The organism is Metabacillus mangrovi, from assembly GCF_009711125.1.
Taxonomy (GTDB): Bacteria; Bacillota; Bacilli; order Bacillales; family Bacillaceae; genus Metabacillus_B; species Metabacillus_B mangrovi.
Window position 1 is genome coordinate 286,947 of the sequence record NZ_WMIB01000001.1, and the last position, 14,478, is coordinate 301,424.

At 47.9% G+C, this 14,478-nt stretch carries 17 protein-coding genes; 2 read left to right on the top strand and 15 right to left on the bottom strand.

What is annotated here, in order from left to right; genetic code table 11:
- Nucleotides 1-59: 59 nt before the first annotated feature.
- Nucleotides 60-554, bottom strand: coding sequence for a dihydrofolate reductase (locus GKZ89_RS01555; protein ID WP_155110614.1), 495 nt, complete (start codon nt 552-554; stop codon nt 60-62).
- Entirely contained in the window at nt 551-1,345 is a 795-nt protein-coding gene (locus GKZ89_RS01560) for a thymidylate synthase (protein WP_155110615.1), read from the bottom strand. The genes GKZ89_RS01555 and GKZ89_RS01560 overlap by 4 nt, the downstream gene beginning before the upstream one ends.
- A 114-nt stretch (nt 1,346-1,459) precedes the next feature.
- On the opposite strand from GKZ89_RS01560, the gene GKZ89_RS21360 reads away from it, so the two are divergent.
- Nucleotides 1,460-1,588 (top strand): hypothetical protein, encoded by a 129-nt coding sequence (locus GKZ89_RS21360; RefSeq protein ID WP_277753187.1) that lies wholly within the window; start codon nt 1,460-1,462, stop codon nt 1,586-1,588.
- Nucleotides 1,589-1,615: 27 nt separating this feature from the next.
- On the opposite strand, the gene GKZ89_RS01565 is transcribed toward GKZ89_RS21360, so the two are convergent.
- From GKZ89_RS01565 to GKZ89_RS21550, 13 genes are all read right to left on the bottom strand, one after another.
- Complete coding sequence (locus tag GKZ89_RS01565) at nt 1,616-2,386, bottom strand: TerC family protein (RefSeq protein WP_155110616.1); 771 nt, start codon at nt 2,384-2,386, stop codon at nt 1,616-1,618.
- A gap of 83 nt (nt 2,387-2,469) precedes the next feature.
- On the bottom strand, nt 2,470-3,000 hold the full coding sequence (locus GKZ89_RS01570) for a phosphatidylglycerophosphatase A family protein (RefSeq protein ID WP_155110617.1): 531 nt from the start codon (nt 2,998-3,000) through the stop codon (nt 2,470-2,472).
- Between the two features lie 17 nt (nt 3,001-3,017).
- Complete coding sequence (locus GKZ89_RS01575; protein WP_338324891.1) at nt 3,018-3,569, bottom strand: YpjP family protein; 552 nt, start codon at nt 3,567-3,569, stop codon at nt 3,018-3,020.
- Between the two features lie 1,118 nt (nt 3,570-4,687).
- Nucleotides 4,688-4,816, bottom strand: a complete 129-nt coding sequence (locus GKZ89_RS01580; RefSeq protein WP_155110618.1) for a YuzL family protein — start codon at nt 4,814-4,816, stop codon at nt 4,688-4,690.
- Nucleotides 4,817-4,843: 27 nt separating this feature from the next.
- Nucleotides 4,844-5,617 (bottom strand): class I SAM-dependent methyltransferase, encoded by a 774-nt coding sequence (locus GKZ89_RS01585; protein ID WP_162356440.1) that lies wholly within the window; start codon nt 5,615-5,617, stop codon nt 4,844-4,846.
- A gap of 60 nt (nt 5,618-5,677) precedes the next feature.
- Nucleotides 5,678-6,112, bottom strand: coding sequence for a BrxA/BrxB family bacilliredoxin (locus GKZ89_RS01590; protein WP_155110619.1), 435 nt, complete (start codon nt 6,110-6,112; stop codon nt 5,678-5,680).
- A gap of 84 nt (nt 6,113-6,196) precedes the next feature.
- Entirely contained in the window at nt 6,197-7,903 is a 1,707-nt protein-coding gene (gene ilvD, locus GKZ89_RS01595; RefSeq protein ID WP_155110620.1) for a dihydroxy-acid dehydratase, read from the bottom strand.
- Between the two features lie 145 nt (nt 7,904-8,048).
- Nucleotides 8,049-9,179, bottom strand: a complete 1,131-nt coding sequence (locus tag GKZ89_RS01600; RefSeq protein ID WP_338324875.1) for a conserved virulence factor C family protein — start codon at nt 9,177-9,179, stop codon at nt 8,049-8,051.
- A gap of 50 nt (nt 9,180-9,229) precedes the next feature.
- A complete protein-coding gene (locus tag GKZ89_RS01605; RefSeq protein ID WP_155110621.1) occupies nt 9,230-9,850 on the bottom strand; it encodes an HD domain-containing protein in 621 nt (206 codons plus the stop codon).
- Between the two features lie 256 nt (nt 9,851-10,106).
- A complete protein-coding gene (locus tag GKZ89_RS01610) occupies nt 10,107-10,598 on the bottom strand; it encodes a glutathione peroxidase (protein WP_155110622.1) in 492 nt (163 codons plus the stop codon).
- Nucleotides 10,595-11,116 carry a hypothetical protein gene (locus GKZ89_RS01615; protein WP_155110623.1) on the bottom strand — a complete coding sequence of 174 codons (522 nt, stop codon included), beginning with the start codon at nt 11,114-11,116 and terminating at the stop codon, nt 10,595-10,597. The genes GKZ89_RS01610 and GKZ89_RS01615 overlap by 4 nt, the downstream gene beginning before the upstream one ends.
- Complete coding sequence (locus GKZ89_RS01620) at nt 11,116-12,804, bottom strand: formate--tetrahydrofolate ligase (RefSeq protein ID WP_155110624.1); 1,689 nt, start codon at nt 12,802-12,804, stop codon at nt 11,116-11,118. The genes GKZ89_RS01615 and GKZ89_RS01620 overlap by 1 nt, the downstream gene beginning before the upstream one ends.
- Nucleotides 12,801-12,911 (bottom strand): hypothetical protein, encoded by a 111-nt coding sequence (locus tag GKZ89_RS21550; protein WP_155111081.1) that lies wholly within the window; start codon nt 12,909-12,911, stop codon nt 12,801-12,803. Before GKZ89_RS21550 ends, GKZ89_RS01620 begins: the two co-directional genes overlap by 4 nt.
- A 549-nt stretch (nt 12,912-13,460) precedes the next feature.
- Here GKZ89_RS21550 and metA point away from each other — a divergent pair.
- Nucleotides 13,461-14,372 carry a homoserine O-acetyltransferase MetA gene (gene metA / locus GKZ89_RS01630; RefSeq protein ID WP_155110625.1) on the top strand — a complete coding sequence of 304 codons (912 nt, stop codon included), beginning with the start codon at nt 13,461-13,463 and terminating at the stop codon, nt 14,370-14,372.
- The last annotated feature ends 106 nt before the right edge of the window (nt 14,373-14,478 follow it).

Below are 14,478 nucleotides of genomic sequence, written 5' to 3' on the forward strand. Positions count from 1 at the left end.
TCATTTTAACCTGCTTCACAAAAACCCCCGGAATATTCCGGGGGTTTTAAAGTGGTCTTTTATATAGAAGTTTTCCGCTGCCATACTGCAAATTCATAATTGTACGGGTTTTTTTCATCTTTTATACCGGGTTCTCGGGAGACAGTCTCCCATTCGTTCTCATTGATTTCAGGAAAAAATGTATCCCCGCCAAAGGTATGGTGAATCAGTGTCACATACATTTTTGTGCAATGCGGCAGCATCTCTTCAAAGATTTTTGCACCGCCGATGATAAAAAGCTCCTCCCCTTCCTCCTCTAAAAGCGAAATTTCCTTAACAGTATGAAGAATCTCGCAGCCCTCCGCCTTGAAATCATGGTTACTTGTGACGACCACGTTCCGCCTTCCCGGCAGCGGCTTACTGCCCATTGACTCAAATGTTTTGCGGCCCATGACAACTGTTCCTCCAAGCGTCGTCCTCTTAAAATGAGCGAGGTCCGCCGGCAGTTTCCAGGGCAGATCATTGTTTTTTCCAATGGCTCTTTTATCATCCATGGCGAACACAAACGAAATCATACGCTGACCGCTCCTTTAATATGGGGATGAGCCTCATAATCTTCAAGCATAAAATCCTCATAAACAAAATCAAAAACAGAAGATACGTCAGGCTTGATTTTCATCTTCGGAAGCGGGTTTGGCTCTCTAGTAAGCTGAAGCTTGACCTGTTCGACATGATTCTGATAGATATGTACATCCCCAAAGCTGTGGACAAAATCCCCGTATTTAAGCCCTGCAGCCTGAGCCATCATCATGGTCAGGAGCGCATACGATGCAATGTTGAAGGGCACTCCAAGGAAGACATCTGCCGAACGCTGATACAGCTGGCAGGAAAGCTTTCCTTCTGAAACATAAAACTGAAACAGACAGTGGCATGGAGGAAGTGCCATGTTTGGGATATCCGATGGATTCCACGCGCTGACAATCAGTCTCCTGGAATCAGGGTTCTCCCCGATCTGTTTTACTACATCCGCAATCTGATCGATTGTCTCTCCGCCTGCACCAGCCCAGGACCGCCATTGCGCTCCATAAACCGGCCCGAGATCACCGTTCTCATCAGCCCACTCATTCCAGATGCGCACTCCGTTTTCCTGCAGATATGCGATGTTTGTATCCCCTTTAAGGAACCAGAGCAATTCGTGGATAATGGATTTCACATGCAGTTTTTTCGTCGTGACAAGCGGAAAACCTTCATTAAGATCGAAGCGCATCTGATAGCCGAATGTGCTGATCGTCCCTGTTCCTGTCCGGTCTTCTTTTGCCGTCCCGTTTTCAAGCACATGCCTGCAGAGGTCTAAATATTGTTTCATAAATTCACGTCCTTTTCTAACATTCGATTCTTCATTTTAACATATTATCGTATAGGGAGGATCAAATTCGTGAAGGATGAATAGTATTCATCAAACTGCTGAGGAAGTGACTTCATGCGAAAGAGACCTGCACCGGAGGAAATGGAGAAAGTCGTCGAATACATGGGGAATCACCGCTTTTGGTTAGCAGACGGCCTTTTTAGCGCCGGCCTGATCGGTTTGCTGATTTTTTTATTTCGTTAAAAAAAGAACCGGGAAAAATCCCGGTTCTTAGTTTGTTTTCTCCTGGCGTTTGATCTTGATTTTATGAAGTGCAAACGTTCCTGCAAACATTAAAACAATTACCGCAAAGAAAGCTTCGTGCGGAACATGAATCCATTCGCTTGTACCCATTTTTAAAGCGATTAAAAGAATGAGGATGTAAGCAGTTGATTCAAGCTCAGGCACTTTCTCGATCAATTTAACAAAGATCCCTGCAATACCACGCATCATCAGAATTCCGAGCATTCCTCCAAGCAGGAGGACCCAGACCTGTTCACTGATTCCGAAGGCAGCAAGGACACTGTCAACTGAAAATGCGATATCCATCAGCTCAACGGCAGCTACAGTTCCCCAGAACTGTCCGAACAGACGGGTGAAAATGCTTCCTTTTGTCAGCTTGGCTGCATCTTCCGCTTCATCTCCGCCTGACTCATTTCGCTTATCGATGAAGTATTTGATGGCAAGCCAGGCAAGGTATGCCGCTCCAAGCAGCTTCACCCAAGTGATTTTGATCAGGAATACACCCACTCCGATTGCAATAAACCGGAAGATATATGCTCCAAGCAAGCCGTAGAAAAGCGCTTTTTTACGCTGTTCTTCCGGAAGCGGACGGACCATTACAGCAAGTACAAGTGCATTGTCCGCCGATAAAAGTCCTTCAAGGATCACCAAAGTCAAAATCAGTCCCCATGAAGTGGGGTCTGTAAGGACTTCTCCCCATTGCTGCCAGTCAAAAAACTGGGCATAAGTATTTACAAAAGAATTAAAAAGTTCATTCATAAGACTGACAAAACCTCCTATTTTACGACCATACTTTTCCTATTATACTAGACTGTCAGTCTCTTGTTAAGCAAAAAACATTTTCAGCTTCCAATCATTTGCTCCGACTGGTCCTCCTCTTCCTTATCACGGCTTTTGTGCGCCATCCTGCTTGCAGCAGCAGCTGCCAGACCTGCCACTATATCATCAAGAAAGGTATTGACCCTGTCATCTTTGTGCTCATCCAGCTCTTTGATAATTCCAAACTTCTCTTTATCGAGGAACCCGAAATTTGTAAGGCCGATGGAGCCGTACACATTCACGATGGACAAAGGAATAATTTCATCAATGCCGTACAGCGGTTCATCTGTTTCTACGAGATGCTGCAGCGGCTGAGGCAGCAGCTTCTTCTCCGCCAGTTCGTCGAGCGCAAGACCTGTCAGCACGGCATGTACGATTTCTCTTTTGCTCAGCACACGCTCCACATTATAGATGCAATCTTCAAGAGTGAGCGCAGGTATGTACCGTTCCTGAAGCCGGAAAACAATATCAGCGATATCCCTGATCTGCACCCCCCGGTCCTCGAGCATCTTAACTGTAATTCTGGACATTTCTTTCATTGTATATTTAGCCATTAGCAGCCCGTCCCTTCTTAATGAGTCCATGCTGGAGGTGTGTTGCGGTCCCAGTAAATCCTGCCAAGCTCATGGTGTTTCTCAAAGGAATCTCCGGCAAGATGGTAATGAAAGTTAAACCAGTATCCGTCTCCAGGAGGGCGATCTGTTCTGACATGAAAACGGATGACATCCTTCCCCGTTTCTCCGCTGTAAATATGGAAGATCTTTTCACTCCTGCCGGTTCCCGGCTTTTCGGTGATGATCAAATTCCGCAGTTCTTCCGGTTTCAGTTCTTTTTCAATCGTTTCCTCAATTTTCGGTAAAATGAGCGAATCAAACTCCTGCTCGATCACCGGGCCGATTTTACTGCCGAATTTCAGCTGGGTCTGCCCTTTTGCCATTTCTTTAAAATAGTCAAGATCATGTGGTAAAGCGTCCTGAGCACCAGATGATGCAGGACCCGGAATAACCGTCTCCGGAATCTCCCTGGTACGTTCCTCCGCAAGCAGGGAAGCCGGAGGGGCAACCATTCCGAGAGTAATGATCGAAAACAATGCAACAAGCGTCTTTTTTAACCACTTATGAATGAGGTTCCCCTCCCAGATTGTTATACTATCATTTTAGCACAGCCCCCATCGTTTCTCTCTACATTTTAGAGAAAGCGCTTTAATAGAAGGAAAAAATCCATTACAATGGAAATATGAACGCAAAGGGGAGGGCTTATCCATGTATGAAGCACTGCTGATTGGAGCCAGTTTTTTTACTCTTGTTTATATGATTGTTATGGAGATAACAGACTAATCAAACGGCAGGATTATGTCCTGCCGGACACGATCCTGGCAGGACCGGCCGTCACGTATTCAAAGTCTGGTATCTGATCTGGTACTGCAGTTCGGAAGAGAGTGAATGTTTAGAGAAGGTCAGCAATTCCCCGGAAAAAGTCAGCAATTCTCCGAGAAAGTCAGCAATTCCCGGAGTAAGTCAGCAATTCTCCCGAGTAAGTCAGCAATTCTCGGAAAAAGTCAGCAATTCTCCTGATTAAGTCAGCAATTCTCGGAAAAAGTCAGCAATTCTCCTGAGTAAGTCAGCAATTCTCCCGAGTAAGTCAGCAATTCCACGGAAAAAGTCAGCAATTCCCGGAGAAAGTCAGCAATTCCCCCGAGTAAGTCAGCAATTCTCGGAAAAAGTCAGCAATTCTCCTGAGTAAGTCAGCAATTCCCGGAAAAAGTCAGCAATTCCCCCGAGTAAGTCAGCAATTCCCGGAGTAAGTCAGCAATTCCCCCGAGTAAGTCAGCAATTCCCGGAAAAAGTCAGCAATTCTCTGGAGTAAGTCAGCAATTCTCCCGAGTAAGTCAGCAATTCCACGGAAAAAGTCAGCAATTCCCCCGAGTAAGTCAGCAATTCTCGGAAAAAGTCAGCAATTCTCCTGAAAAAGTCAGCAATTTCCCCGAGTAAGTCAGCAATTCTCCCGAGTAAGTCAGCAATTCCACGTAAAGAGTAAGCACCCCTCTTGATAAAATCAGCAATTTTGCTGCAGCATTCCTACTTCATAGACTGAAACAGCTCCTGCGCGAAACGATCCGGGCAGTGCTTCTCACCTCTATGCTCTTTCTGCCGCTTCCCCCCTTCACTTCTGCTCGCTTTCAAAAACTCAACCTTCCATCAAACGGAAAAAGAGCCGGCTAGCCGGCTCTTTTTTTGCTTGTTACATGTTCTTCGCTTTGCGGGAAGCGGAGCTTTGCTGTTTTCCGTTTTCCCGGTTTGTGGTTCCCTGGCCTTCTGTTTCCGGAGAACCGAGCTGGGATTTTGACGGATTGGCTTTTTTGCTGGACATGAAAATCACCTCCACACGTATTGTTTCCTAATTTCCGGTTTCCAACACGCCGTAATGAAAGGAAGATGAACGTCTTTTGATTTGCTGGAATCCCCACCGGTCAAAGCGGCTGCTCTTCCAGTGGTCTTTTAACACGACCCTGCCCTTAGCCACGCGCCTGGCTTCTGCGATCACTTCGTCTGTTAAACCGCTGTATACGGCGAGTTTTTTTAAAGGCTCTATTCCTTCAGAAGAGACCGCTTCTTCGAACATCGGGTCAAAATAGACGGTATCAAAGGAGGCATCTCCACACGACTTAAGGTACGTTAGATGATCTGCATGCTGCACTTCCACTCTGGCCATAGCCCTGTTCATAGCGTCAATGCCTGTGTCCCATTTTTTCAGCCCATGCTTGACAATTAATGCCATTTCCCTGCTTCCTTCAATGGCAGTTACTTTTCCGCCTTCCCCTGCTGCAAAGGCAGCAGTGATGCTGTCTGACGCCAGTCCCATTGTGCAGTCCAGAAGAGAACTGCCTTCTTTCAGGTCTGCCGCGGCAATAAAAGGGTCTGACTGCCCTGCGAGCAGGCGCTTTACACGAAACATAGAAGAATTAGGATGGAAGTAGAACGGACTCGCTTGTTCATCAGTAAACAATTCCATCCGGTCCACCCCCATGATGAGAACCGGCTCCCCCTTTTGAAGCATGGATGAAACCGATTGTCTGTCGCGCAGCAAAAAGGGGCTGTTCAGCTGTGCTGCAAGCTCTCTCGCTGCCCCTTCCACTGCTTTTTGGTTTTTCATAACTGTTGTGATGATCACGTTCAAGAAAACCCCTTCACAGAAAAATCGGGATGGCTCTGTGCCATCCCGTTAAGATTCTCAGCAGTGCTTCTGAAACGCATGCTCCAGATTTGCCATAATCTCTTCCATTTCAAACCCTTCAATTTCATGTCTTGGTATGAAATGCACGACTTCTTTCCCTTTCAGCAAAGCCATGGAAGGAGAAGAAGGCTCGTATCCTTCAAAATATCCGCGCATTTTTGCTGTCGCTTCTTTATCCTGGCCGGCAAAAACCGTCACGAGATGATCCGGTGCTTTTTCGGCATTCAGAGCGGACTGGGTTGCTGCGGGTCTTGCAAGTCCAGCTGCACAGCCGCAAACGGAGTTGACGACAACGAGTGTTGTGCCGTCTGCCTGCTCCATATATTCTCCCACCGCTTCATCAGTAAGCAGTTCTTTAAAACCTGCTCTTGTCAGTTCTTCTCTCATCGGCTTCACCATTTGCCGCATATATTCTTCATATGCCATTGACATAATCGCAGTCCTCCTGAAACAATCGGGGGTTTTAGCAGCCCCGTTTTTTTCAAGAATACTATAGATATACCGGCACTGCAACGTTTACAGCTTTACATGCTCTTTTGCAGGTTCCGGCAAATCGGTTACGGCTCCTTTGGATGAACAGGAGACCGTCCGGGCATATTTTCCGAGAACCCCTCTTAACCTTTGCTGCGGGGCTGTCCACTTCGCTCGTCTCTCTGCCAATTCCGCTTCCTCGACATGCATGGTCAACTCTCTTTTCTCACTGTCTACTGTTATAAGATCCCCCGTTTTCAGCAAGGCAATCGGTCCCCCAGTCTGAGCTTCAGGAGCAATATGACCCACGACAAGCCCGTGAGTCCCTCCGGAGAAGCGGCCGTCTGTCAGCAATGCTACCGTTTCCCCAAGACCTTTTCCTACAAGAATCCCGGATAAGGAGAGCATCTCAGGCATTCCCGGTCCTCCTTTCGGACCTTCATAGCGGATGACGATGACATCTCCTGCAGTGATCTCACCTTCCATAACAGCTGCTGTCGCGTCCTCTTCACTGTCAAAAACCTTTGCCGGACCCGTCAAGTTCGTCACTTTTAAGCCTGAAACCTTAGCAACTGCTCCGTCAGGTGCCAGATTCCCTTTCAAGACCACAAGGGGTCCATCATGGCGCAGCGGCTTTTCAACCGGTACGATGACATCCTGGTCCGGAAGCAGCCCTTCAAGGTCCTCCAGATTTTCTGCTAAGGTCTTGCCGGTAACGGTCAGGCAGTCTCCGTTCAAGTACCCTTTTTCAAGAAGAAGTTTCATGACGCCCGGAACACCGCCCGCTTCATGAAGGTCCTGCATCACATATTTACCACTCGGCTTCAAATCCGCGATGTGCGGGACTTTTTTCTGGATGCGCCCGAAATCTTCGAGCGTCACATCTACTTCCATCGCATTGGCGATCGCGAGCAGATGGAGGATGGCATTTGTGGATCCCCCAAGCGCCATAACTAGCGTTATCGCATTCTCGAATGCCGGTTTTGTCATGATATCTTTCGGATAAATTCCGGCTTCAAGCAGCTTCAGGACTGCTTCTCCGGCTTTATAGCAATCATCCATCTTGAATTCTGACTCAGCAGGGTTGGAAGAACTTCCAGGCAGGCTCATTCCAAGTGCTTCAATGGCAGATGCCATCGTGTTGGCTGTATACATTCCGCCGCATGAACCAGCACCTGGGCAGGCGTTGCACTCGATCTTGTGAAGATCTTCCCTTCCGATATCTCCTTTATTGTATTGGCCGACGCCCTCAAATGCAGAAACGATATCGATGTCCTTTCCGTCCAGTTTTCCCGGTTTGATTGTCCCCCCGTAAACAAATATGGACGGGACTTCTGACCGCGCCATTGCAATGAGACAGCCAGGCATGTTTTTATCGCAGCCGCCGATTGCTACATAGGCATCTAGATTCTCAGCGCCTACCACTGTTTCAATGGAGTCAGCGATTACATCCCGGCTCGGCAGGGAATAGCGCATGCCTGACGTCCCCATCGAAATGCCGTCTGAGACGGTTATGGTGTTAAAGATCATGCCTGCGCCGCCTGCTTCCCTGACTCCCTCTTTTGCTTTGACAGCCAGCTTATCAATATGTATATTGCACGGGGTCACCTCGCTCCAGGTGCTGGCAACACCAATCATCGGCTTCTTAAAATCCTCATCCGTAAACCCGACTGCGCGGAGCATGGCCCGGTTCGGTACTCTGATTGCATCTTCACTCAGATGCCTGCTTTTAATTCTCAAATCTTTGCTCATCTTTTTCCCTCCTGCAATCGATTGATTGTGTACTACTATAGAACTTTAAATAAACCATTGCAATAATATTCTTAAAATTTTTAATAGAATGTTTTCTTTCTGTAATAAGAAAGCGCACCCAATGGCTGCGGGTGCGCTCTCTCTATTATTCTGTATGTTTTCTGCTTTCTGTCATCTGTTTCCATACCGAACCCATTGCTTCTTCACCGCCCTCGATGCGGCTTGCGGCAAGCTTGACCTGCATACTGACTTCAAATTCCGGGTCTTCTTCCGCTTCTTTCAAAGCAGGAAGCGCCCGCTCATCGCCGATCTCATACAAAAACATTGCCGCCCGCCACCGGACTAGCTTATTTTTATCCTTCAGCGCTTTGATCATGGCAGGGATGGCGTGGGGATTGCCGATATCAGACAGGCAATCTCCCGCTGTTCTTCTCACCGTTACCGATTTGTCTTCAAGAGCTTGGTAGAGCAGCGGCAGAACAGCTTCATCCTCGATCATGCCCAGATAAACAACAGCCAGCCTGCGGATCGATGCTTTCTCATCTTTAAGGGCTTTCTCAAGAACATCAAGATCTTCAATTGAAGGATTCATCTGCTCCAGGTGTGCGTACCTGGCTGTCCATTCCGGTTCATCCAGCATTTCAGGGTGAACCTTATAGGAAGTCCGACTGATCTGCTGCACACCCTCCTCTTTATTGATCAGCGCCTGTGCCGTCCGCGCCAGGCGTTCGTCTTTATAGGCGGCAGATAACTCTTCTATGATCTCGCGCCCGATCTCGTCCATGTCCCCGTACCGTACACCATGGTCCTTCCATTCACGGTCAAGGACTACATTTGAAGCATGCTGCTGCACTTTAAAGATCATGTCCTGAAAACGCTGTGGAAGAGCGAATCGCTTTTCTTCGCTCCCGTCCGAGAGCTTCAGCTGCATCGGAATTCCGTTGAACATCTGGACAGCTGCCTTCACTTCACCGAATCCTTCAGCAGCCGGTTCAAGTGCGCTGCTTTCAGATGCATTTTCTCCAAAACATTCTCTCACACGGGAAAGGATCTCTTTCCAGTCATATTTTGCATTCCGCTCCACGGCCAGAAAGTCGGCTACATGATAGACGCCTTTGACCCCATCAACTTCAAGAATCTGCTGGATGACATTTGGAGCATGGTCCGCTTCCCCTTTTTTGTAGTTATTGCTTGTCCCTTTCGGAAGTTCCTCAGTAAGGATAATCTTCATCGTGTTGGGACTTGGCGTTGGTTCAATTGTTTTAATGCTAAGCACGCTTCCGCCTCCTCAGGAATTTTCATTCAGTTTAACATAGTGCATGGAAGTTAATCATTCTGCAGACCTTCGCCCTCAATTTCACTGTAAAATGCTTTCAGGTAGCTCTCCAGCAGAAGATGTCTTTTTGCCGCCTCTGCCTTCCCTGCTTCCGTATTCATCAAATCTTTCAATTTAAGGAGTTTCTCATGAAAATGACGGATGGCAGAGCCCTCCTCTTCCTTGATGCTGTACATTGGCTGGCCGATGCTCCCTGAATAAATAAAGGCTCTTGCGATGCCGACTGCGCCGATTGCATCAAGCCGGTCTGCATCCTGAACGATCTGCCCTTCAAGAGAATCAGGTCTGCTCGCCCCGCTGCCATTGAAAGAAATGGTATCAATAATGTGCATGATGCTGGAACATGCTTCTTTTTTAATAGAAAGTCCCGATAAAAAGTCTTCAATTTCCGTTTTTGTCATCTTAATATCAGTCCGTAATTTGCGGTCGGGAAGATCATGAAGCAGAGCGGCCATTTCGACAACAAAAAGATTGGCATCCGTGCGGACCGAAAGCATTCGCGCGGTTCTTCTCACCCTGTCAATGTGCAGCCAATCATGGCCGGATCCTTCGTTTCCGAGACGTTTTTTTACAAATTCAGCTGCCGTCTCAAGCACAATCTCCTCGTTCAATCTTTTTTCCCTCCACTATAAAGAAAGTTTGACGCTTCTCTGATTTATGTATACGGATCGAGCAGCCTTCGAGAGACCACATCTAAAGGAGACTGGGTAAGCTGCTGCACAGCGCCTGACCGCAAATGAAGGACCTTTCATTCGCACGGGTCCTCCATTTGCAAGGGGTTCACCTTATATGACAGCTTCCGGGTCCTCTCATTTTTCATAGGACATTTGATCCCGGAGGTTCTTGTTTCACCTGTGACCGCGTATTTTAAAGATTTCCCTGTTTCAGCAGCTGCTCGATGTCCTTTTCCAGTTCCTTTGGATTTGTGTTCGGTGCGAAACGCTTGAACGGCTTTCCGTCCCTTGCGATGAGAAATTTGGTAAAGTTCCATTTTACCCCTTCAGATCCAAGCATACCGGGGAGCTCGGTTGTTAAATAGCTGAACAGCGGATGTGCTTCTTTGCCGTTCACTTTTATTTTGGAGAACATCGGAAACGCTACGCCGTAGTTTCTTTCACAAAACGCAGCGATTTCATCCTCTGTACCCGGCTCCTGGTTCATAAACTGATCGCATGGAAATCCGAGAATTTCGAACCCTTTCTCTGAATAGCGGTCATACAGCTCCTGCAAGCCTTTATATTGAGGGGTAAACCCGCATTTGCTGGCTGTATTAACGACTAACAGCACTTTTCCTTCATAATCTGAGAGTGGCTGCTGCACTCCTTTTATATCTGCAGCCTGAAATTCATATACGCTCAAAGTGATTCTCCTCCTTTATTGATCCTGGCAATTGTCCGGTATACAGATTCTACAAATGCCTCCATATCTCCTGCATGGTCCTCTGTGATGAGATGCCTGAAGGTGAACGTTATTTCATTTACAAACTCTATTTCCTTTGCGGATGGGTCGTAGCTGGTTTTCATGCCAAAATCCGTTTCTGCTTCCCATTCCGGCTGGATTGCTTTGAGCCTTCTCAGTCCGGCGTCCCCATCATTTGAAGAAACAGAGAACGTCACAAGCAGCCGGCATCCCGGAGCCGTCTTCCTGCCGGACCACTCAGACACCAGTTCTCCGGCAGCAACCGACAAACTTATCCCTGCGCTGGCCCCTTCCGGCCTGCCCCTCTCCAACATCCGGATACTCCACGTTCTGGACATATCCGCGAGATCCACGGTGTCGCTCCGGTTCCGGATATGAATCAGGCCGTCAAGGTCAAAATCATATACAAGCCCTTCAAGAATGACCTTCAGGTTATCAAAAACGGTCGGATCAAACATTAAAACAGCCCCTTCGCCCGGCCTGCTTCATCGATGTCCATGTTCAGAGCCGCGGGTTTTTTCGGAAGACCCGGCATCGTCATCACTTCACCTGTCAGAGCAACGATAAAGCCCGCTCCTGTAGAAGGCTTCAGTTCCCTGATCGTGATTGTAAAATCTTCCGGCCTCCCTCTTCTGGCCGGGTCATCCGACAGGGAATACTGGGTTTTCGCCATGCACACAGGCAGCTCACCCCATCCATTGGCTTCGATCTCCTTTATCTGCTTTAGCGCTTTGGAGGTAAAAATCGTGCCGGCCGCTCCGTATACAGCAGCTGCAATGGTTTCTATTTTTTTCTTTACCGGGTCTTCAGGTTTATATAACGGAGTGAATGCGGATGGCTTCTCTGCAAGCTCTGCGGTGAGACGGGCAAGCTCTTCTCCTCCTTCTCCTCCTTTTTCCCATACTTCTGCAAGGGCACATGGATGGCTGTTCTCCGCACACCATTCCTTCAGAACCTGAATTTCCTCTTCTGAATCCGAGCTGAAACGGTTGATGGCTACCGCGTATGGAAGTCCAAAAGCACGGATTGTCTCGATATGCTTCTGCAAATTGCTGCAGCCTGACAGGAGTGCGGAAGCATCAGGCTTCCCGAGATCGTCCAAACCTGCTCCGCCATGCATTTTGAGCGCCCGGATCGTTGCAACGATCACAACGGCAGAAGGAACGAGCCCGCCTGTTGTACATTTAATATTTAAGAATTTCTCTGCCCCGAGGTCTGCTCCAAACCCTGCTTCTGTAACTGTATAATCTCCCAGTTTCAGGGCTGCTTTCGTTGCTGCAAGGCTGTTGCAGCCATGGGCGATATTTGCAAAAGGACCCCCATGCACGAGAGCCGGTGTGTGTTCAATGGTCTGGACAAGGTTGGGCTTCATGGCATCCTTTAAAAGCAGGGCGAGCGAGCCCTGATACCCCAGTTCTTCGACTGTCACCGGCTTTTTTTCATATGTATAGCCCACGGTGATGGCAGAGAGCCGTTTTTTCAGATCTGCCATATCCTCAGCAAGGCAGAGGATTGCCATAATTTCAGAAGCAGCCGTAATGCTGAACTGGTCTTCCCTTGTATGGCCGTTAGCAGGGCCCCCAAGGCCTGTAACTACATTTCTCAATGACCGGTCATTGATATCGAGTGCCCGCTTCCACACGATTCTCCCGGGATCCAGACCCAGCTCGTTTCCCTGATGGATATGATTATCGATGAATGCGGACAGTGCATTGTTGGCTGCGGTAATGGCGTGAAGGTCTCCGGTAAAATGAAGATTGATTTCCTCCATCGGCAGGACTTGCGAATAACCTCCGCCTGCAGCTCCTCCTTTCAGCCCCATTACCGGGCCGAGTGAAGGCTCTCTCATAGCGATGACGGCACTCTTCCCGATCCTGTTGAGTGCCTGTCCAAGCCCTGCTGTGACGGTTGACTTGCCTTCTCCGGCAGGTGTAGGATTAATGGAAGTTACAAGGATCAATTTTCCATCCTTTTTCTTTTTTAATCTGCTAAGTAAGGATTCTGATAATTTCGCTTTATATGCACCGTACAGTTCCAGTTCATCCTCCCGGATCCCAACGCGGGAAGCGGTTTCCGTAATCTTTTCCATCACGGTATTCTGGGCGATTTCAATATCTGAAAGCTTCTTTTTTCCAAGGGCGCTCATCTGACCATCTCCATTTTTTGAAGTTCTGCAAATATACATTTTGCCGTATAATACGAGTTGAGACTCCCGCAGACAGGGCCGTAAGCCCGGCATCTGCATACACACAGACGGGATCCTGAATGGTCCGGGTCCTTTTTTAAGCTCTGTTAAACTTGGTTGTTGATTGCAGCTAGCAGGCGTTCGCTCATCCAGGGGCGGGCGGTGAGCCTCCTCGCCGCTGCGCGACTGCGGGGTCTCACCTGTCCCGCTGCTCTTAAGCTCCCAGTCTCACGCCTTTCGCTCCAATCAACAGGTGTGAAAAATCAACACTATGCTTTAACAAAGCCTTTTTTTAAAAAGTGCATCCGAACTCCGCCTGCACTGGACCTGTGAATTTTCGTTCCGCATTTGCAAACCGATTGGCTTTCTTCCTATGTATATCGTATCGGTTTTTACACGGTTTAATAAATAAAACATTCTTAGAGAATGATATACGCGGCTTCCATCCATAAGACTCCAGCCAGCAGTCAATGAATCTGGCTCCGCCGTCCGGTTATTCCGCAGCAATCATTGGCCATTGTACCATATTCTTCTTGGCCGGACGGATTCAGGGATTTCCACGCTTGAACTCCGGAGAATATACGGCCGGTCTACCTTAACAGAATGGAGTGTTTGTCTTGCCGATCAATATCCCTTCCAGTTTGCCTGCTAAGGCGATTCTTGAAGAAGAAAACATTTTTATAATGGATGAGAACAGGGCAGCGTCCCAGGACATTCGCCCTCTTACTATATTGATTCTGAACCTGATGCCCCAGAAAGAAAAAACGGAGACACAGCTCCTCAGACTGCTCGGGAACACTCCGCTGCAGGTGAATATCACGTTTCTGCACATGAAAAGCCATACATCCAAAAATACTGAGCCGAAGCACTTAGAACAATTTTATACGACTTTTGAGCATATTAAACACCGCAGTTTTGACGGCATGATCATCACCGGTGCACCAGTTGAGCAGCTGCAGTTTGAAGAAGTATCCTACTGGGATGAACTCAAAAAAATTCTCGACTGGAGCAGCACAAGGGTAACCTCCACCCTTCACATATGCTGGGGGGCGCAAGCGGCCCTTTATCATCATTACGGCGTAGATAAGATTCCCCTCGCGGAAAAATGCTTCGGGATCTTTGCGCACACGGTCAGCCTGCCGACAGAAAAACTTGTCCGCGGGTTTGATGATGAATTCTATGTGCCGCACTCGAGACATACAGATATATCAAAAGAACAAGCTGCAGCCCATCCTGAGCTTGCCATCCTCTCGGAATCCGAAGAAGCCGGTGTTTGTCTGCTGATGTCCAGAGACGGAAAACGGATTTTTCTGACAGGGCATCCTGAATATGATGCCTATACTTTGGATGAGGAATACCGGAGAGACCTCGAAAAAGGGCTTCGTATCGGCGAGCCGCTGAATTATTATAAAGGAGGGCTTCAGGAAAACGGACCGCTGTTCCGCTGGAAATCCCACGCCAGCCTCCTGTTTTCAAACTGGCTGAATTATTATGTGTATCAGGAAACGCCGTATCAATGGGAAAAGTAAAATGGAAATTAAATGTAAAATGAAAATAAGTATACCACTGAATTCCTGATTTTGTTAAAATGATAGGGAATGAAATTCAGAAAAGAAATAACAAAGTCTTTACATT